A 21,675-nucleotide genomic window follows, 5' to 3' on the forward strand; every position below is an offset into this window, starting at 1 on the left:
TTATATTTAATTATTTTTATTATTTTATTATTTTTTTTTATTTAATAATTACTATTTACTAAGTTTATACTTATAAATGCCTTTATTTTTAATTAAATATTTTTATAAAATAAAATTCTATTCTATTTTAATTTTATAGTTTTTATCTTTTATCCCGCTTATACACTCATTTTTAAATATCTTTCCAATCTAAAATCTTCTAATTTGATAGGCAATCTACTTTTTTTATTAAATACATTTCTAATTAGATTTATTTTTTCAAATGCCACCTAGATTTCACATATGCATTTTACGACATATTATGATGTTGCTAAAACTTTCTCACTATATTTTCATATAAAAATAGACTGTCACATCAGCAGATTAAAATCCCTTAGCAACAGTCATAATATATTCTTCTTAATTCTAACTTTAAATTTATCAACTCTCTTTAATATGCTTATTTCACAATATAGTATTACTCAATTTTAAAATAAGACTTTATATAATTAGCATCTAACTTCATTTCAGTTATTTTTTCTTTTTTATATTAGATTTCATAATCACCAGCATTACTCCTAATATTAAAATCCACTACATTTTGTTATACCCCTCTAATATTTATAAAAATTTTATTGTTCAAAACATAAAATATCTGGTACTACATCATAATATAAAAATTTTAAAATTGAATATCCAATACCACTAATACCTATCATAACACCATTTTTTTCTATATACTTAAATTCCTTTTCCATTATTTTTTCTTTTTCAAAATTCTCAAGATAATTGTTAAAAGTTGATATAACCTTACCCTTTAAAACTTCATCTTTTAGAACTTCTGCAGCTCTATATAAAACTAATAAATTTCCTAAATCTCCATGACATAAAGAGAAGTCGTTACCAATACCTTTTGTACATATCCTTTTTATACAAAACCTTATTTCTTCATTAATTAATTTATCCTTATACCCCTCTTCAATTAAAATAAGTCTACTTAATAACATTCCGGCATTTCCATTGCACCAGAAATTGGAATAAACTTCATAATTCTCAGCTGCTCTAGGCCATCCTCCCTTTTCTTTATTAAAAAATCTTCTATCAAATTTAATGGCTGATTTTAAAAGGTCTAAAGCATCCTCCCTTTCAGTAATATTAAAAAATTTAATTAGCGCAGCTTCCACTCCTGCATTTCCATGAGCAAATCCTAAAAGTCCATTTTCACTCCATGTATGTCCTTCTTTCTTTGTAATTGCTTGTCTCTTAATTTGTTCATAAGCTACATTCATTATATTTAAAAGATCTTTTTTTACTTTTTCATCATCAATTACTTTATAAAGAGATGTTGCCACCAAAATAATACCTGCTTGACCTCCTATTACATCATAATTATCTTCACTATCTATAAGCTTTACTAATAAACTTATTTCTTTATATGCAAAATCAATAAACTCCTGCTTATTCATGAATTTCCCAACATTATACAATATATATATATTCCCAGCCAATCCATTAAATGCTCCTATATTTTGTTCTTCTTCATCAGGATTTATAATAGGATTTAATACTTCTAATGCTGCATTTTTGAATTTTTCATTGTTAGTAAGTTCTCCAAGATAAGCTAAAAACAATCCTATTCCAGCATTGCCATTATATAAATCTGTCCCACTTGCCCAAATTGAACTGACATTTCCTTTTATAACAGCCCTTACTCCAATCCACATTAACTCTTCACGACCATCTTTTTTCCCTTTAATAGACTTTCTAAGAATATAATTTCCTACATCTTCAGCTATTTTTAGAGCATCCTTTCTGTTATATTTTTTATACTCATCCTTCTGTATAAATTTATTATTTGTAATGTTAAATCTACTATTTATTAATTTATCTTCAAATGACATATTAATCATAGATACTTGTTTTTCCAAATCCAGTTCATTGCAAGAATCAATATTATTACATATATCATCCAATATACAATTTTCATAAATATTTTTACATTCTCCTTCTTCTCCATAACAAATATCTTTTTTATCCGTATCGGCCACAAAATAAGGTATATCTCCATTTAATAATTGTTTATATTCCTCTTCAACAAATTGTTCTACAATACTATTCAAGCTTAAAGCTATTCTAGATAGATAAACTTTTCTATCTACTGTATTTTCTAGTAGCTGGGGATGATAACTTGTATTTAATATCTGATCATATACATTTGTTGTTCTAATTACAACCCTGCACCTTATTTTGTTAAAAATTTCTATTACCTTTTCTTTTGACATTGACCTATTCTTCATTACCCATCTATATAAATTAATAAATCCCTCCTTTATCTCCTCAACATAATTTTTAGATTCAATTATTTGGCCACCTAATTTAGGGTTATTATTTTTAGGCATCCAATTCATATATTTTCTTACTAATCTTACCTCATCAGTATCATAATTTTCTATAACATTGCTTTTTATTCTGTCTTCCTGCTCCTTATCTACAGATAAACCTGAAATATCTATATATTTTTCATTCTTATTGCTTATTATATTTCTAGGAAGAAGCCCGCAGGAATATATAGAATCATTTATAGTTTTATTAACCATCATTAAGGCAGTATATTCATCAACTTTTTCATATACCTTTGGATTTAGTACAGTTTCCAGATCAATTAATATTGGATATTCTCCTCCTGCTATAAGATTTTCATAATGAAAATCTGTGGAATTAAATAGGTGAAATAAACATAAAATTTCCCCTATTCTTTTATAAAATCTTTTTACCCCTTCATCATCTCTACATTCTTTATACTCTATAAATTCTACCCAACCTTCATTTTTTTTACTATTACTATATACTTTAGGTGAATATAAATTATAGTATCCATCTATATTTTTACTATTGAGCCATTTTATAAACTTCTTATATCCATAATCTATTTCTATATTTCTTGGCTTATATAAAAGTTTCTTTCCTGAAGTAAAATTTAATATAGTCACACTTTTACCATCATTATGCGTATCTCCTGAAGATAAAGAAAAACCTTTTAATCTATCCTTGTTATCTATGTTAAAAATATCTACTAAGTTTATAAATTCTTTATCAGTAGATACTAATATATTAGAAATAAAATTAACTTCATTTTTTACTAATATCATCAGTAATCTAGATAATTCAGGATAAGATTCATAAACACTATTTAAATAATTCTTATCCCTTAAAACTACATTTTTAAAGTAATCTCCTCTTTCTTTGGGCGAGTTACCAACAAGTTTATTTTCCTTACTTAAAGTATTTATTTGAGATATTAATACCCTATAAGATGTTCTCTGCATCTTTTTTACAATTTCAAAAATCGATATGTAAAAAAACTCTTCTTTATTTTCTATTATTCTAATTTCTTTTACTAACTTATATAATTCCTTAGTATGAGCTAAAATTAAAGGTTTAAAAAAATGTGCCCATCTAAAATTCAGTTCTATTCTATCTAATACATTATTAACTATTTCTTCATAACTTTCATCATTACATTCTTCTAAAAAACTAAATTTTATTTTTTCTTTCAAAGATTTATTAAATTCATTCTCTAAAGATTCTAAATTTTTACTAGAACATTTCATAATTAAATCATTTAATTCACCTTGATGTTTCAACTTAGGAAACAGCTTTATCCAATAATCTCTTCTCTTTACCTCTATTTTACCCACATTATTCTCCTTTTTAAAATCTATTATTGAAAAGGCTTCCTCAAAATATAAAATGACAAAGCCTTCTCCACTAACTCACATTTTTATTCTTCTAGTAAATACTATCTAACAAAAAATACACCAAAAACAATCCAAAACCCCAGTAGAGTTTATTGTGTTTAATGTTAGTGTTGGAAATAAAGACTTTGTTTCCCCTATAATTGATCCTTCGATTTCTTCTTGATGGATTTCTCTCATCAAATCCTTTTCTACTTTAATATCCATAAAATTCCTACCCCTTTCTTTATACATTCTGTTAAAATAATAAAATGTATTTATTATTTTTATAATCAGTTCATCTCATTCCTATGACCATCATATATTACCATTTTTATTCTATTTTTGGAATTATATGTATTAATATTTATCTTTTCTATCAAAAAAGAGTTCTCTCAAAATTTAATTAAAATTATTTTGAAACAACTCTTTAAACTTATTTTGCAAACTAAAATAACCCACGAAAATCCTAAATTAAGATTTTCGTGGGTTTCATGGTGGAGGCGACGGGTGTCGAACCCGTGTCCGAAAGCAGACCAGCCTGACTTTCTACGAGCGTAGTCTGTATATTAAAATTCGCTCCTTATGACGCCTACAGACAGGCACATAATTCACTAGCTTCATAAATACCCCTCTAGCTCAAAGCTTTGCTAGACTTCGTTTCCTACTTCAATGACACCAGTTATCCAAGCCGTAGGCAACCTGGGCTGATGAGTAGCTTATATTAAGCTGCTAATGCAAAATTATCTTCTGCGTTTATCTTTAAGTGCATACTTGATTAACGAGGCACCATGCTTTCCTCGGCCCGCTTATCAAACCCATCTTACCCCCGTCGAAGCCATAACGCCCCCATGTTTGTAAGAAGATTTTCTAAACAAATATTGCTATTTAGTTTTTATTATCTTCAGTACCTCATTATATAATATATAATTTACAATGTCAATTTATGATATTCATAATAAAACCATGTATCTTCTTCATATTTTGGATTAATTTAATTAATATCCAATAATATATTCTACCTTAGTTAAATAAAGTGTTCTTAGCTTCAGGTGGATTTTTCTTAATAGGAATACTCTACCCCACCTGAAGCTTAGAAGAACCAATCCAGGGGCATAGCAGTGCTTAGTTCCCACACTTATAGAAAGTTGGAGCCTTAGCAATGGTAGCCATCGGATAAATGTTCATGAAACTGTAAATACTAACTTTGGTTATTATTTATAAATATCATTAATAACAACTAAGGAGGAAATGTAATGTCACTTTGGCTAAATGATTTTAAAAGTTTTATCCAAGAAAAGCGACTAACATTAAAAATTCTAATATTCCTAATAATCCTACTTTCCCTATTTGCTAATGCCTTAATCCTTATAACAAAGGATTATTCAGTAATTACTAATGGGGATATAAGTGAAAAGAGTTTTACAACTCTAATTTCTTATAGAAATGGAGATGCGGAGGCCAAAGGGCTTCCATCCCATTTTCTATTATTTAATCCACACAATCTATTTAATATTGTCCTTCCACTGTGGACAACTTTCTAAATTTATTATAAACTTAAATAAAGATATCAATTTGCCCAACAATTTTTTTATATACATCTTTACATTTCCACCCAAGAAATTGTAAAAATAAAAGCAACTAAGTTTGTTCTTAGTTGCTTTTATTTTTTGTCCATTCCATTATTACCATTGCTAATAACTACTTTATCTATTTCTTTCCTTCATAGCCCTATCCATGTCTCTCTTAGCTGCTTTTTCAAGCATAGAATCTCTCTTATCATAATTCTTCTTACCCTTACAAACTCCAAGGGCTACTTTAACTCTGCCATTTTTAAGATATAGAGATAATGGTATAAGTGCATATCCATCTCTTTGAACTAATCCCATAAGTCTAAATATCTCTTCCTTATGGAGTAAAAGCTTTCTTTCTCTCATAGGATCTACATTAAATATATTTCCTTGTTCATAAGGACTAATATGCATTTGCTTTATATAAACTTCCCCATTATATATGTCTGCATAACTATCCTTTAGATTGCATTTACCAAGCCTTATTGATTTAACTTCCGTTCCTACTAAGGCTAAACCAGCCTCCATAGCCTCCTCGATAAAATAGTCATGTCTAGCTTTTCTATTTTCAGCTAATGAATTAATATCTTTCTTTCTTGCCATCCATCTCACCCACTTAGGTTTATTTATTTACTATAAATTATAATATATTATCCCCTGACTCTTCAACTTCTTCCTTTAGTCCTTGCTTTACTTCAGGTAATTTCTCTAATAATTCCTTAGTTGCTTTAATTTCCTGTCTAGTATATTCATCCTCTATCATATCAAAGAATATTTCTCTATTAGGGATATCAACTTTACTACACTTAACTTTTACTGAATCTCCAAGCCTATAAACCTTCTTAGTTCTTTCCCCTAGTAAGCAAAGATGATTTTCATCATAGATATAGTAGTCATCATCTAGAGCTGTTATATGAACTAATCCTTCTATAGTACTAGGAAGCTCTACAAACATTCCGAACGATGTAACTGAAGATATAATCCCTTCAAACTCTTCTCCAATTCTATCTAACATGTATTCTGCCTTCTTAAGGTCATCAACTTCTCTTTCTGCTTCTGTTGCAATTCTTTCTGTTTCCGATGATTGCTTAGCTGCATACTCTACAAGCCCTACTAATTTCTTTCCTCTTCCCTCATCAATTTTTCCATTTAGATGTTCCTTGATTATCCTATGGATTTGTAAATCAGGATATCTTCTAATTGGAGAAGTGAAATGACAGTAATATTTAGCTGCTAATCCAAAGTGACCCACACATTCTGGTGAATATTTTGCCTTCATCATACTTCTTAATAATAAAGTACTTACAACTGTTTCTTCCTTCTTCCCCTTAACCTTTTCTAAAATTTCCTGAAGATTTCTTGGCTTAATATCTCCATTCCATTTTACAAAGTATCCAAGATTATAAATAAACTCTTTAAATTTTTCTAACTTTTCTTCATCTGGATCTTCATGAATTCTATATACAAATGGTAAGTTAGTCCAATACATATATTCAGCTACGGTTTCATTACAAACAAGCATGAATTCTTCTATCATTCTATTTGAAATTTCTCTTTCATAAGGTTTAATTTCAATTGGCTTACCAACTTCATTCAATGTTATTTTAGCTTCATCAAAATCAAAGTCAATAGCTCCTCTCTTCATCCTCTTGTTGAAAAGAATATTACATAACTCTTCCATAGCTTTAAAGTCATCTATTAAATAATCATACTTTTTAATTAACTCTTCATCATTATCCTTTAATATCTTTGTAACATCAGTATATGTCATTCTTTCATTAGTTTTAATTATAGACTCAACTATTTCATGATTTAATACCTTACCATTGTTATCTATTGTCATAAAACAAGTTAATGCAAGTCTATCTACCTTAGGGTTTAATGAACATATTCCATTTGATAATTCTTTAGGCAACATCGGAATAACTCTATCAATTAAGTATACTGATGTACCCCTGTTTAAAGCTTCCTTATCTAGTGGATTTTTTTCTCTAACATAATGAGAAACATCTGCAATATGAACTCCCAGCTTATATCTTCCATTAGATAATCTTTCTATAGAAACAGCATCATCTAAATCCTTAGCATCTTCTCCATCAATAGTTACCATTCTAACATCTCTAAGGTCTGTTCTTCTCTTATATTCCCTTGCTTCTATTTCTTCAGGTATAGATTGTGCAAAATTTAATACCTTTGGACTAAATTCTTCTGGTAATCCAAACTTTTTAATTATAGTTAATATATCTAATCCTTTATCACCCTTCTGTCCTAATACCTCAACTACCTTTCCTTCAGGGCTTCTTCTCTTTTCTGGCCATTTTGTTATCTCAACTATTACAATATCTCCATGTTCTGCTCCATTCCTATCTTTCTTAGAAACGAAAATATCTTGATTTATCCTACTATCCTCTGATACTACAAATCCAAAATTCCTACTATCTTCATAAACACCAATAATTTTTGTGTTATTTCTTTCAAGTACTTGAACTACTTCTCCTTCACGCTTCTTTCCATTCTTATCTTCCCTAGTAACTTGTACAAGTATTCTATCCCCATTCATGGCTCCATTTATAAATGAGCTAGGTATAAATACATCCGTCTCTCCTTCTGTTTCTGGAATAAGAAAACCAAAACCTTTTGAATGTGCTTGTAACTTACCTTTAACTAAACCTAGCCTTTCAGGTAATGCAAATTTATCTTTCTTTGTTCTTATAATAAGTCCTTCTTTTTCCATTGTTCTAAGTGCCTTCTTAAAAGGCTTATATTCATCCACATCTATGTCAAAAACTACTACTAGTTCCTGAATATCCATTGGTCTATATGCTTCTTCGCGCATAAACTCAAGTAGTGTATTTTTAATTCCCATTTAATTTCCTCCTGCCTATAAAATAATTACATAACCATATATATAATACCCAAAAATTCCAACTAATACTCACTTATATATTACCACAAAGGCATTAATAGTGATACTTTAATAGTTACTTAAGTGATATCCTTATAATTCTAAGTTCTTTATTATATTATTCCATTTGGCATTTTTTTTATTTATTATAGCTATTTGAAACTAAAATAACTATGAGTTTGTTTCATAGTTATTTTTTCTTTTTCTCTTTATTTGTATAGGTTACTAATAACTGCATTAAAATATTTTAGGGAAGCCCATTGCTTCCCTAAAATTATCTAATTTATCTCAAAACTATTATTTCAACCAATTTAATAATATTCCGCCATACTGAACTATAATCGGCGCAAATACAAGAGATACAATAGTCATGAGCTTAATTAATATATTCATAGATGGCCCAGAAGTATCTTTAAATGGATCACCAACAGTATCTCCTACCACCCCTGCCTTATGAGCATAACTACCTTTACCACCATGAGCTCCACCTTCTATATACTTTTTAGCATTATCCCAAGCACCACCAGAATTAGCCATCATTATTGCCATAAGAACACCAGTAACTACCCCTCCACCTATTAATCCAGCTAGAGCCTCTCCCCCTAAAAGCATACCGATTCCTATAGGTACTACTATAGCTAATATTCCTGGCAATATCATTTCATTTAATGCTGCTTTCGTTGATATTTCAACACATCTTGAATAATCAGGTTTTTCTGTTCCCTCTAATATTCCCTTCTTATCTTTAAACTGTCTCCTTACCTCTTCAACCATTTCTGTGGCGGCCTTACCTACTGATGCCATAGTTAAAGCTGAAAATAAGAATGGTAACATTCCTCCAATAAATACTCCTACTAATGTTAATGGGTTTAATAAGTCTATTGTTGTTAAATTAATAGCTTGTGCATAGGATGCAAATAAAGCTAATGCTGTAAGAGCTGCTGAACCTATTGCAAAGCCCTTTCCAATAGCTGCTGTAGTATTTCCTACTGAGTCAAGCTTGTCAGTGACCTCCCTAACCTCTGGATCTAACCCACTCATTTCTGCTATTCCACCGGCATTGTCTGCAATTGGTCCATATGCATCAACCGCAACTGTTATTGCTGTAGTTGATAGCATTCCTACTGCTGAAAGTGCTATTCCATATAATCCAATTGATGGATTACTACCTCCACCTACCCCATAATAGGCAAGGATAATCCCAATTACTATTAATATTACAGGAACCACTGTTGACTTCATTCCTACAGAAAGTCCAGCAATTATATTAGTAGCAGGACCTGTTTCAGATTCATCTGCTATTAATTTAACTGACTTATAATCTGATGATGTATACACTTCAGTTACTTTACCTATAATCATACCAACAACTAACCCTGCAATTACAGGTATAAATAATTTTAGTTCTCCAAATACTGAATAGCATACTACTGCACCAAATATAATTACTAAAACACTTGAAATTGTACTTCCTAAATTCAAAGCTTTTTGAGGATCATTTCCCTTACTATTCCTCACAACAAAAATTCCTATTAATGATGCTACAATTCCTATTCCTGATAATAACATTGGATATATTGCTCCATCTCTAGATGATATCCCTGTAATAACAGATCCTAATGTTATAGCTGAAATTATTGAACCTACATAGGATTCAAATAAATCAGCTCCCATTCCAGCTACATCCCCTACGTTATCTCCAACATTGTCAGCAATAACTGCTGGATTTCTCGGATCATCCTCTGGTATTCCAGCTTCTACTTTACCTACTAGATCTGCTCCTACATCCGCAGCCTTAGTATATATACCACCACCAACTCTTGCAAATAATGCTATAGATGATGCCCCTAATCCAAACCCAGTTATATATTCCGTATTCAAATCAAAAACTATCGTAAGTACTCCTAGTCCAAATAGTCCTAAGCCAACTACACAAAGGCCCATAACTGTACCACCTGAAAAAGCAACTGAAAGTGCTTCTTTTATACCACTCTTTGCTGCCTGTGCAGTTCTAACATTTGCTTTTACAGCTATTCTCATACCAATATATCCGGCAATTATTGAAAATACTGATCCTACCAAAAATGAAATAGCTGTTTGTGTACTTAAAAAAATTCCTATAGCTAATACTACAACAATTATAAATACAGCTAAATACCTATATTCCTTCTTTAGAAAAGCCATTGCTCCCTCTTCAATATGCCCTGCAATTTCTTTCATACTTTCATTACCTGGATTCTTTTTAATTATGCCCCTGGAAATAAAAATAGTTACAACTAATGCAGTTATGCCACAAATCAAAGGTATTAATAATAAATTCACTTAAACCCATCCCCTTCACTTTTTATAAGTAGGTTATTGTTTATCTACCTTAATAGCTATGATATTCATGAAGGTATTAAAAAGTCCAAAAAAATAAACAGCTATAAATAGCTGTTATCTTTTCTTCTATTTCATTATGTTTAATGCGATTGTAACTACTGCGAATAATGCCATACCTATCATAGTAATTCTTCCAAGCATAACTTCTTTTGTTCTTGCCTTGTTCTTTGAATAGAAAGTTTCATTCTTACTTCCTTGTACTAATCCACTTAATGCATCTGACTTACTTGGTTGCATTAATATTGATACAATTACTACTAATCCTAAGATTACTTCTACAACTAAAAGTGCAGTTTTCATAGGAACACCTCCTGCTTTTTAAAGCATCAAATCTACATAATTTATTAATATTATCATAGCATATACTGTATATATTTTCAATAAATAAAAATAAAAATAAGGTCAACTTAGAATAAAACTAAGTTGACCTTATAATATTACTTTTTAATGTTAAAGAATGCTTTTATTCCTCTGTATTCAGCTACATCCTCTAATTCTTCTTCAATTCTAATTAATTGGTTGTATTTAGCAACTCTTTCACTTCTAGCTGGAGCACCAGTCTTTATTTGACCAGCATTTGTAGCTACAACTAAATCTGCTATAGTAGTATCTTCTGTTTCACCAGATCTATGAGAAACAACTGCTGTGTAACCAGCTCTGTTTGCCATTTCTATAGCATTTAAAGTTTCTGTTAAAGTACCAATTTGATTTAACTTAATAAGTATTGAGTTAGCAACACCCTTTTCAATACCAGTTTCTAGTCTTTCAGTATTAGTAACAAATAAATCATCACCAACTAATTGAACCTTCTTGCCTAACTTTTCAGTCATTAGCTTCCAGCCTTCCCAATCTTCTTCTGCCATACCATCTTCGATAGAAATTATAGGATATTTGCTTACCCAATCTTCAAAGAATGAAACCATTTCTTCTGCGCTTAAAGTCTTACCTTCATTTTCCAATATATACTTACCATCTTTGTAGTACTCAGATGATGCCGCATCAATTGCTATAAAGATATCTTCTCCTGGCTTAAATCCTGCCTTAGTAATTGCTTCTATGATAACTTCTATCGCCTCTTCATTTGACTTTAAGTTCGGTGCAAATCCACCTTCATCACCTATTGCAGTTGAATATCCCTTATCATGAAGTATTTTCTTAAGAGTGTGGTATACAGTCGCACACATTCTTAAGGCTTCTGAGAATGTTGGCGCTCCAGCTGGCATAACCATAAATTCTTGTAAATCTACTGAGTTATCAGCATGAGAACCACCGTTAATGATATTCATCATAGGAACTGGTAATACCTTTGCATTAACTCCACCTATATATTGATATAAAGGTAATCCTAGTGATGCTGCTGCTGCATTAGCACAAGCAAGTGAAACTCCTAATATAGCATTTGCTCCTAAGTTTCCTTTATTGTGTGTTCCATCTAATTCTATAAGAGTCTTATCTATGTAAGTTTGATCAAATACATTACATCCTACTAATTCTTCTGCAATAGTGTCATTAATATTCTTTACTGCCTTTAATACACCCTTACCAAGATAATTATCCTTATCTCCATCTCTAAGTTCTACTGCTTCATACATACCTGTTGATGCTCCTGATGGAACGGCTGCTCTTCCTACAGTACCATCGTCTAGATAAACCTCAACCTCTACTGTTGGAAAACATCTAGAATCTAATATTTGTCTTCCCACCACATCAATAATTTCAACGTAATTTTTCATTTTCTTACCTCCCTGTTTTTTTATATATTTATTTAATATTTCTACTCAATATAACAATACTAGTATTTACAATGTACCTTTTAATATACATCTTATATATATAATTATACCTTATTTTTCTAAAAAATCAACTGTATTGATAATGATTATCAGATTTATTTAAATTAATATATATTTTATTCTAATCAATAATTAAAGGTAACAATTCTAATTAAAACTGTTACCCTTAATTTATTCTTTATAGATAATCATCATCATTATCTCTTAAATACTTTTCCTTAAGCCTTTCTTTTTCCCAATACTTATCAAATTTATTTTTCCATTCTCTAGCCTTTTTCTTATCTATTTCTTTAACATAGCTTAAAAATTCATCTAATACACCTAACTTTAAAAATCCTTTCATCAAGTGCCTTGGAAAATTTACTTTTCTTTTAAAGCACTTCTTTGGGTCTATTAACATTATTGTATTATTATCACCTACGTATAAATCTTTGCACCTAGTATCTAATTTTGAGAATTGTAAGGATTTAAATTCTTTTATTATCTTACAAATATTTTTAGTAAGTTCCTTATTCATACCATGTTTCTTTATGTACTTATCAAGTTGTATACCCTCCACCATCTCTCTAACTATATATAGTTTACCGCTCTTATATATTTTAGGAAAAAATTTAGAGCTTCTTGCCCTTAAAAGAGTATACCCTTCATCACTACACACTTTTTCCTCTACGAAAATCTTAATTACCTTATGTTCCGGTAAACTATAGACTACCCCATTATTGCCTTGTCCTAAAAATTTAGCTTTCCTAAAAAGTTCCTCTGTCTTCTCATCAAAGCATGCTGAATAACAATGATACCTCTTCATCCTATCTTCCCTATAATTGCTTTGATATATCTATATGAAAATTTCCTATAGATTATGCAAATTATAAACTATCTTATTGCTTCACCCTAATTTTTTAATGAATCCATAAAACTAATAATAAAAGTACTACCCTTTCCTTCTTCACTTAATAATTTTATTTCCCCCCCTTGTTCCTCCACTATACTCTTTGATAATGAAAGACCAATTCCTATACTCTTAGGGTTTCTTTTACTTGTACCCTTATAAAATCTTTTAAATATTTTCTTCTGCATATCTTTTGGTATCCCAGGTCCATTATCTTTTATATATATTTTAGTTATCAAAGGTCCCCTTGATACTTCAACTTGAATTAATCCCTCTTCTTGGGTATGTTCAATAGCATTTTTAACAATATTTGATATAGCTTCAGCAAGCCACTCTTTATCATGCTTTAAAACTATATCTAACTCCCCATTAACTATTAAATCCTGTTTCTTCCTAATAGCTTTTTCCCTTAATGATGAAAGAGCAAGCTCTATTGTATCCCTTAAACACTGGCTATCTTCTTCAAATTTAATGACACCTGCTTCTAATCTTCCTACCTTTAGAAGGTTCATTATAAGCCAATCCATTCTACCTAGCTGTTCTTCTGAACCCTCTATGAATTTAACTCTATCCTCATAAGGCATATTTATATTCTCCTTAAGTAAATCATTAAACATAATTAAAGATGCTAATGGAGTTTTTAACTGATGGGATATATCTGAAAGAAAATCCTTTAAATATTCCTTCTCTTCTTTTAATAACCTTATAGAATTATTAACCCTGTCTCCCATATAATTTAATGATGTTATTAAGATAGACATTTCTCCTTCTTCAAATGCACTTTCTATTCTTTTATATTCTCCCTTTGACATAGCACTAGTTTTTAATACTATCTCCTCTATTTGTATATATATTCTATCTAGCTCTCTTAAAAATAATAAATATAATATTGATATAAATATTATTATCATAGGTAAGAATATTTTCACTACCTCTTTAAAAAATATAATATTTATTTCATTGCTTGCTAATGATAGATTTTCATCATAGCCATAACTTTCTAATATTTTTTTAGCTTCCTCTATTTCAGTATCTGACTTTAAATCATAAAAATTCTTAATAATTTCAGATCTGCTTCTCTCTTCAATTACATTTGCCAATATCACTGTGTTTTGACCTACTAATGTTTTATTAATTCTTTTTACTATTCCAAATGAAAAAATAAATACCCCAATTATTCCAACTAATAAAATTATTATAAATTTTATTGTTATTCTCTTTGCCTCTGGATTCCTATAGAACTTTTTTAAATTCATCTATGCTTCACCTATCCACTTATAACCTATACCCCTAACTGTTTCTATATAAGGTATGTCTTTATCTTCACCAAGTTTTTCTCTTAACCTCTTTATATAAACTGTTAAGGTCTTCTCTTCTATAAAGTCACCTTCCACATCCCAAAGCTTTTCTAATAATTGCTTTCTAGTTAATACATTTCCCTTATTCTCAAAAAGCAAGAGTAAAAGCTTATACTCAACAGATGTTAATAATATTTTCTCTGCACCTTTATATACCTCGTACCTTAATGGATGTATAGTTAAGTCTCTATAAACAATCTTTTCTGCACTACTTTCAACCTTTTTTACACCTCTTCGTCTTGCAACAGCATTAATCCTTGCAATAAGTTCTCTAACTCGTACAGGTTTAGTTAAGTAATCATCAGCTCCCATATCAAGGCCTAAAACTACATTAACCTCTTCATCACAAGCTGTTAAGAATATTACTGGCACTTCACTTTGCCCTCTAACTTCTTTACAAAAATCATATCCATTTCCATCTGGTAAGGTAACATCTAATAAAATCATGTCAATATTTAAATTACAAAATCCCTCCCTAGCCTCTTTAACTGAACTAGCATGACTGACTTGAAATCCATCATTTTTTAATGAGTACTCTATCCCCATTGCTAAAGTTGTATCATCCTCAACTAATAAAATATGCATATAAATCCCCCTTTATATTAGCATTTTCCAATTATATGTATATTATTTCACAATTTTCCCCCTTTAACAATGTAAAAAACTCCAGGTAATATTTTTCATATATTACTTGGAGCTTTTTTACTAATTGTATATCAAATTATTCTTCCTCACTTATTCCTTCAACTATGCTTAGCTTTTTTAACTTTTTAAGTGGTACTAGTGTAGAAATATAAGTTATTCCTATTGCACATACTATTGAGGCTGTAAAGGCAATTAAATCAAATTTATATTCAACATCTGCTAATCCTCCACCAACATTTATTAAAAGTACTAATAATATTGCTGATACTATTCCACCTATTAATGCTGCTAGTATTCCATATAATGTACCTTCTAACATGACACTCTTTTTAAGTTGCTTTTCTGTCATTCCTATTGCCTTCATAGTTGAAAATTCCTTTCTTCTTAGCAATAGATTTGTAGAAATTGTATTAAATATATTAACTATAGATATAACAGTTACTATTGATATAAAGCAATATACAAAGAATTCTATTTGCTTATATAATCCTTCTATTTCCTTTAATTGGTCTCCAATATCCTCGTAGTTATATACTCCTTCTGGATTTATATCATCAAAATATTTTATAGCATCTTGCCTTGCTTCATTATCACCATTAAAATCAAAACATAACTCATTATATCCATCTCCTACAAAGATATTATTATAATAATCTTCATGTAGCATTAATTTTATCCCGTTATTGACGTACATGCCCATAAATGGTTCTTTATTTGCTATTGCTACAACCTCTAATTCATAGAATTCTCCATTACTTATAGCATCTCTGAATGATTTTTCCTGTGATTCAACCAATTTCTTTAATTCCTCTTCACTCCCTGCTGAATGTGAAGTACTATAGTCCTTAACTTTTGGTATCTTAATTTTATCCCCAACCTTATAATTTGTAGCCCTTACAATCTCTTTCTTCTTATCAGAGTTTGTTGTCATTGTTCCATCTATAAGTATTACTCCACCTTTTTTTATAGCTTCAATATCAAAACTACCCTCAACTATATTTCTCTCTGATATCTGTAATTCTTTATCCCCAGCAATATAGGTATCAACATATCCTAAATCGTTAAACCCTAAGTCCTCATATAATGTTCCGCCTAAGGCTCCTCTTCCAGTTTTATTTCCATACTCCTTATTTATATCACTATTTGGTATTAATAATCTTAACTTTTCGTTCCTATATTTATATACATCTCTCATAAATTCCTTATTAGTTAACTCATTTAATTCATTTTCAGTAAAACTTTCTTCCACATTAATCTTACTTGAATATGAATCAAAAGGACTATACATAAATTGCTGAAGAACTGATTGCTTTGCAAAGTCTATAAATCCATAAAATACATTAAACATAACTATTGAAATTGTTAATGCCAATACTGTTACTATAAATCTAAATGGAGTTCTTCTTATATTTTTATAAGCTACACTTCCTTCTATTCCAAATATTTTCCCTACAATTCTTCCCTTTCTTCTCTTAAGCTTACCTATCTTTATTTCATTTTTATTTCTCATTGCATCAACTGCTGATACCTTTTTTGCCTTTCTAGCTGGTCCCATAACTGATAATAATATTGTGATTGCAACAAGGACTGTTGTAACTAGAACTATTATTGGATAGAAGCCTACCTTGAAATCTTCAACAAACATTAATGTATCACCAATAAATATTTTTATTCCAAACTTTAATGCAAGAAATCCTATAACACAGCCAACTGGAAGAGCTATAAGCCCCATTAAAAGTCCTTCCTTATATATAATTCTCTTAATTTGCTTCGGAGTAGCTCCTATAGCTTTAAGTATCCCAAAATATCTAATTCTTTCAATAACCGATATATTAAAGGAATTATATATTACTGTAATAGTACATAACATAATTATTACCACTACAAATATAGCCATATTTTGTATTGCACCTGATATTCCATCATTTCCACCATTTCCAGTCAAGTAAAGTAGCTGACTATTATCAGACTTTGTTCCCTCTACTACTTCTATACCTGAATCATTTATAACCTTCTTAACTATATTTTGCTTATTCTTAGCTGATTTTAAGTTTAATGATACATAATAACTCTTACTAGGATTTAAGTCATTCCCAGTAAAGTAAGTTGTAAAATCTAATGCCCCATTACTTGAATATATATTTGATTCATATATTCCAACTACATTTACTTTATATTCTTCTCCTCTTTCATTAAGTAAACTTATTTCATCATTCAAATTTACTTTTAAGACATTCTTTGCACTTGAATTAATTACTACTTCCCCTTCTTTAGATGGTTTTCTCCCTTCTAATATCTTACTAGTAAATAATTTATCAAAATAACCTTTATTACCTTTATCTAAATAAACTTCTTTATCTATTCCTTTAATATTATATAGAGTAGATTCTTCTGATATAGTGCTATCCTTAACCTCTACATGATTAATAACCTTTTCAACTTTATCTGCACTTATCTTATTTAATTTAAATTCATAATCCCCTTGTGTTGCTCTTTCATAGGAAATCATTGAATCTTTAAAACTCAATAAAAATGTTCCAACAGCAAATATTAAAATAGTTGCTAGGGCTATTCCTACAATGGTTAAAGTGGTTCTTTTCTTATTTTGTTTCATATATCTCGTAGATATTTCACTATAACTTTTCATTGTTACCCTCCTATTCAACTACTTTACCGTCTTTTATTTTAATAATTCTATCTGTATTCTCTGCTATTGCTAAATCATGTGTAATAACTATTGCTGTTTGATTATATTTTCTTATTGATAGCTTTAACATCTCCATTATTTCCTTTGATGTCTCACTATCTAAATTACCAGTTGGTTCATCAGCAAGTATTATTGCTGGCTTGTTAATTAATGCTCTTGCTATGGCAACTCTTTGTTGTTGCCCACCTGAAAGCTCTGATGGTAAATGATTTAATCTATTTTCTAATCCTAAAGTTTTAACTAAATCTTTAAAATACTCCTCATCAATCTTTTGGTGATCTAAAAGAGCTGGCATAGTTATGTTTTCTTCAACTGATAATACAGGAATTAAGTTAAATGATTGGAATACAAAGCCTATCTTCCTTCTTCTAAATACAGCTAAGCTACTTTCCTTTAGCTTATATATATCTTCATTATCAATAATTACCTTCCCACTAGTTGGTCTATCTACTCCCCCTATTTGATGAAGTAATGTACTTTTACCTGAACCACTTGCTCCTATAATAGCTACAAATTCACCTTTTTCTACTGAAATGCTTACATTATCTAAAGCTATTACCTTATTATCATTTTTTCCATAAACCTTACTTAAATTTTCTGTTTTTATAACAACCATCTTAAATTTCTCCCCTCACTCTGATCTAAAGTTCAATGACCATTAATTACTATACCTTTATAATACAGATGAAATATTACTGTAAGGTTAATTGTAATATTACTATTTTGTAATAAAAAGATCCGTTGTTTAAAACAACGGATTCCTAGCTTACTCAAAAATATACTTTTATTTTTTGTTACTTTCTAAAATTCTGTCTATACTTTCTTTAAACTGTGGTAAATAATCTTTATGTGCTACTAGCATTTCATCTAATAATTCCTTGGAAATATTTCCACTTGGTATAAGTGGATTAGTCATAAATGCTTGTAACGCTCTACCGTAATTTCCTGTAACAGCTGCTTCTATTGTTAACTCTTCCATAGCCTTAAGATTCTGAATCATTCCTCTTTGAGCTGGATGCTTATATGCTCCAAAGTTTATTGGCTTTGGTCCACTTGCTGTAATATATGAGCTTATTTCTATTGTACAGTCATATGGTAGATCATCTATAGCACCATTATTTACTGTGTTTACAACCATTATATTTCTCTTATCATTATAAATTGAAGCTATTAACTCACAAGCTGCATCAGAATAATGAGTTCCACCTCTTTTGCTTAGTTCCTCAGGCTTTTCAGCTAGTTCTGGATTCTTATACATCTCAAATAGATTATCTTCCATTGCTTTTACCTGCTCTGCTCTTGTTTCATTTCTGTTGAATTCTTCAATTTCAGTCTTTAGTATATCATCAGTTAAATAATAGTACTTGTGGTACATACATGGTAACATATCTAAATCCTCAAACTGTTCTTGTACAAATGGTACTGTTGCAATATTTTGCACTATCTTCTTATCAATATTTTGAATTTTTTCTGAAACTATATCTGTAAGATCATTTCCCTTTTTATCAAATACTCTATGCCAATGAAAGTGATTTAGCCCTGCAAAGTGGAAAAATAGTTCCTCTCTATCCACTCCCATAAGTTCTGACTCTGCATACATATGATTTATTGGAACATTACATAATCCAACTACTTTGTTAAACTTACCATACTTAATTACAGCTTCTGTAACCATCCCAGCTGGATTTGCAAAATTTACAAGCCAAGCATCAGGACATAACTCCTTCATCTCTTCAACTATATCTAATATTACTGGTATAGTTCTAAAAGCCTTGAAAATTCCTCCTGCACCATTAGTTTCTTGACCTAATATTCCATGACTTAATGGAATTCTTTCATCCTTAATTCTTGCATCTAATAGTCCTACTCTTAATTGAGTTGAAACAAAATCTGCATCTTTAAGGGCTTCTTTTCTATCTAAAGTTAAATGTATTTCCCAATCTAGCCCTGCCTTCTTAACCATTCTTTTTGCTAGATTACCTACTATATTTAATTTTTCTTTTCCAGCTTCAACATCTACTAACCATATTTCTCTTATTGGAAGTTCATCTTTTCTTTTTATAAATCCCTCTATAAGTTCTGGCGTATAGCTAGATCCTCCACCAATTGTTACTATCTTAATCCCTTTTTTACTCATATTCATCCTCCGTATATCAATATATAACTTTTCTTTAGTAGCTAATAATTATTCTTATATAGAATTATATATTGAAATTAATTTAAATTCAATATATTATATATGAGTAAAAAGGTCTGATTTATTTATCTTCATTTTTCAAAGTCAATTGTGATGATAAATATAAATAACAAAGGAGAAAAATATGAATAAATTTTATGAAAAACTTCAAGAAAAAATTATGATTATCGGTCAAAAGGTTGGTAGTCAACTACATATGTCCGCTTTAAAGGATGCATTTGCTTTAATACTACCAATAACCCTTATGGGATCATTTGCACTTATACTTCTTAAAATGCCTATTACAGGATATGAGGATTTCCTAAATAACCTATTTGGGTCTTCATTATGGAAAACATTTTTAGAATCGATTTATAATTTAACTATTCCTTTAACAGCATTTTTATTAGTTATTTCTCTTTCTTACCAGATGGCTAGACGAAGAGAAACTGAAGTTACTGTTACAATACTTGTTACTTCAATTATTTTCTTAATGATGCTTCCTACTGCAAATGTAGTTACTGAGACTGGAAATATAATTGTCTTACCTAATATGTTCAGCAATGAATTTATGGGTTCAAAGGGATTATTTATGTCACTTATTTTAGGATTTTTAGTTCCTGAACTTTTGTCTCTTTTATTAAAAACAAAAAAATTAGTCATAACTTTACCTGAATCTGTACCACCTGCTGTTTTTAAATCATTCCAAGTAATGATTCCAGCATTTATAACTGTTGTGCTATTTGGTGGTATTAACTTTATTATAAAAAATGTTATGGATGAGGCTTCTGCATTTAACTTAGTCTACGATGTACTTCAAGCTCCACTTTCACATTTAGGAAGTAATTTCTTTACTATTTTATTAATGGTATTTATCATTAACTTAGCTTGGATATTTGGTATTCACGGGCCTAATTTAACTAATGCTATTACTGATGCATTATGGAAGAATTTAATTATTGAGAATAGTAATGCTTATGTAGCTGGAGAAGCTATACCTCACTTTTTCTCAGGGAATCCATTTGTTGTTTCATATAGCCGTTTAGGTGGATCAGGTAATACTCTTGCAATAGTAATAATAGCTCTTTTCATACTAAAAAAATCTCGTGATTCTGCTATTGTAAAGGTTGGAGCTACTCCATCTATGTTTAATATTAATGAACCATTAATATTTGGATTACCTATAGTATTAAATCCTATTTTAGCTATCCCATTTTTAGTAGCACCAATGGTTACTTTCACTATTGCATATTTTGTTACAAAAATCGGACTGGTAGCACCTATTGTAGTAGATTTACCTTGGTCGACACCACCAATTATCAGCGGTTACTTAGGAACAGGTGGAGATATAAAGGCTAGTATACTACAAATAATACTATTAGCAATCTCTGTGCTAATTTATTTACCATTCTTAAAAATGCATAGTAAGGTTGATGTAAATGATGCTAATACCCTTTAATAGCTAATAGATAGTAGTTAAAAGTGAAGAGTTAATAAAATAAATACCTATATACTTTCCTAAACATTAAAATTCTT

The 21,675-nt window shown here is 29.8% G+C and carries 15 protein-coding genes and 1 other RNA gene; 2 read left to right on the forward strand and 14 right to left on the reverse strand.

The window, feature by feature from the left end; all coding sequences use genetic code 11:
* Window positions 1-611: 611 nt before the first annotated feature.
* From ACSYT2_RS13940 to ssrA, 3 genes are all read right to left on the reverse strand, one after another.
* Window positions 612-3,677 carry a type 2 lanthipeptide synthetase LanM family protein gene (locus tag ACSYT2_RS13940; protein ID WP_438385045.1) on the reverse strand — a complete coding sequence of 1,022 codons (3,066 nt, stop codon included), beginning with the start codon at window positions 3,675-3,677 and terminating at the stop codon, window positions 612-614.
* A gap of 105 nt (window positions 3,678-3,782) precedes the next feature.
* Window positions 3,783-3,941, reverse strand: coding sequence for a hypothetical protein (locus tag ACSYT2_RS13945; protein ID WP_430856753.1), 159 nt, complete (start codon window positions 3,939-3,941; stop codon window positions 3,783-3,785).
* Window positions 3,942-4,208: 267 nt separating this feature from the next.
* Window positions 4,209-4,564, reverse strand: a transfer-messenger RNA (tmRNA) gene (gene ssrA / locus ACSYT2_RS13950).
* Between the two features lie 405 nt (window positions 4,565-4,969).
* On the opposite strand from ssrA, the gene ACSYT2_RS13955 reads away from it, so the two are divergent.
* Entirely contained in the window at window positions 4,970-5,257 is a 288-nt protein-coding gene (locus tag ACSYT2_RS13955; protein WP_430856754.1) for a hypothetical protein, read from the forward strand.
* 162 nt (window positions 5,258-5,419) lie between these two features.
* Here the strand turns inward: ACSYT2_RS13955 and smpB are convergent, their stop codons facing one another.
* From smpB to ACSYT2_RS14010, 11 genes are all read right to left on the reverse strand, one after another.
* A complete protein-coding gene (gene smpB / locus ACSYT2_RS13960; RefSeq protein ID WP_430856755.1) occupies window positions 5,420-5,887 on the reverse strand; it encodes an SsrA-binding protein SmpB in 468 nt (155 codons plus the stop codon).
* A gap of 37 nt (window positions 5,888-5,924) precedes the next feature.
* Window positions 5,925-8,150, reverse strand: coding sequence for a ribonuclease R (gene rnr, locus ACSYT2_RS13965; protein ID WP_430856756.1), 2,226 nt, complete (start codon window positions 8,148-8,150; stop codon window positions 5,925-5,927).
* 336 nt (window positions 8,151-8,486) lie between these two features.
* Window positions 8,487-10,511, reverse strand: a complete 2,025-nt coding sequence (locus tag ACSYT2_RS13970) for a sodium-translocating pyrophosphatase (RefSeq protein ID WP_438385046.1) — start codon at window positions 10,509-10,511, stop codon at window positions 8,487-8,489.
* A gap of 126 nt (window positions 10,512-10,637) precedes the next feature.
* Entirely contained in the window at window positions 10,638-10,871 is a 234-nt protein-coding gene (secG, locus tag ACSYT2_RS13975; RefSeq protein WP_430856758.1) for a preprotein translocase subunit SecG, read from the reverse strand.
* Between the two features lie 137 nt (window positions 10,872-11,008).
* Window positions 11,009-12,304 (reverse strand): phosphopyruvate hydratase, encoded by a 1,296-nt coding sequence (eno, locus tag ACSYT2_RS13980; RefSeq protein WP_430856759.1) that lies wholly within the window; start codon window positions 12,302-12,304, stop codon window positions 11,009-11,011.
* A 238-nt stretch (window positions 12,305-12,542) separates the two neighbouring features.
* Window positions 12,543-13,169, reverse strand: coding sequence for a protein kinase (locus tag ACSYT2_RS13985; protein ID WP_430856761.1), 627 nt, complete (start codon window positions 13,167-13,169; stop codon window positions 12,543-12,545).
* 86 nt (window positions 13,170-13,255) lie between these two features.
* Window positions 13,256-14,509, reverse strand: a complete 1,254-nt coding sequence (locus ACSYT2_RS13990; RefSeq protein WP_438385047.1) for a sensor histidine kinase — start codon at window positions 14,507-14,509, stop codon at window positions 13,256-13,258.
* On the reverse strand, window positions 14,510-15,196 hold the full coding sequence (locus tag ACSYT2_RS13995) for a response regulator transcription factor (protein ID WP_430856763.1): 687 nt from the start codon (window positions 15,194-15,196) through the stop codon (window positions 14,510-14,512). It lies immediately after the preceding gene.
* 136 nt (window positions 15,197-15,332) lie between these two features.
* Window positions 15,333-17,903, reverse strand: a complete 2,571-nt coding sequence (locus tag ACSYT2_RS14000; protein ID WP_438385048.1) for an ABC transporter permease — start codon at window positions 17,901-17,903, stop codon at window positions 15,333-15,335.
* A 10-nt stretch (window positions 17,904-17,913) separates the two neighbouring features.
* Entirely contained in the window at window positions 17,914-18,579 is a 666-nt protein-coding gene (locus ACSYT2_RS14005; protein ID WP_430856765.1) for an ABC transporter ATP-binding protein, read from the reverse strand.
* Between the two features lie 168 nt (window positions 18,580-18,747).
* Window positions 18,748-20,100: a 6-phospho-beta-glucosidase gene (locus ACSYT2_RS14010; protein WP_430856766.1), complete on the reverse strand. Its 1,353-nt coding sequence runs from the start codon at window positions 20,098-20,100 to the stop codon at window positions 18,748-18,750.
* Between the two features lie 184 nt (window positions 20,101-20,284).
* Between ACSYT2_RS14010 and ACSYT2_RS14015 the strand changes: the two genes are divergently transcribed.
* Entirely contained in the window at window positions 20,285-21,598 is a 1,314-nt protein-coding gene (locus ACSYT2_RS14015) for a PTS sugar transporter subunit IIC (protein ID WP_438385049.1), read from the forward strand.
* The last annotated feature ends 77 nt before the right edge of the window (window positions 21,599-21,675 follow it).

Origin of the sequence: Clostridium zhoujianii (genome assembly GCF_051590805.1) — a bacterium.
Taxonomy (GTDB): Bacteria; Bacillota; Clostridia; order Clostridiales; family Clostridiaceae; genus Clostridium.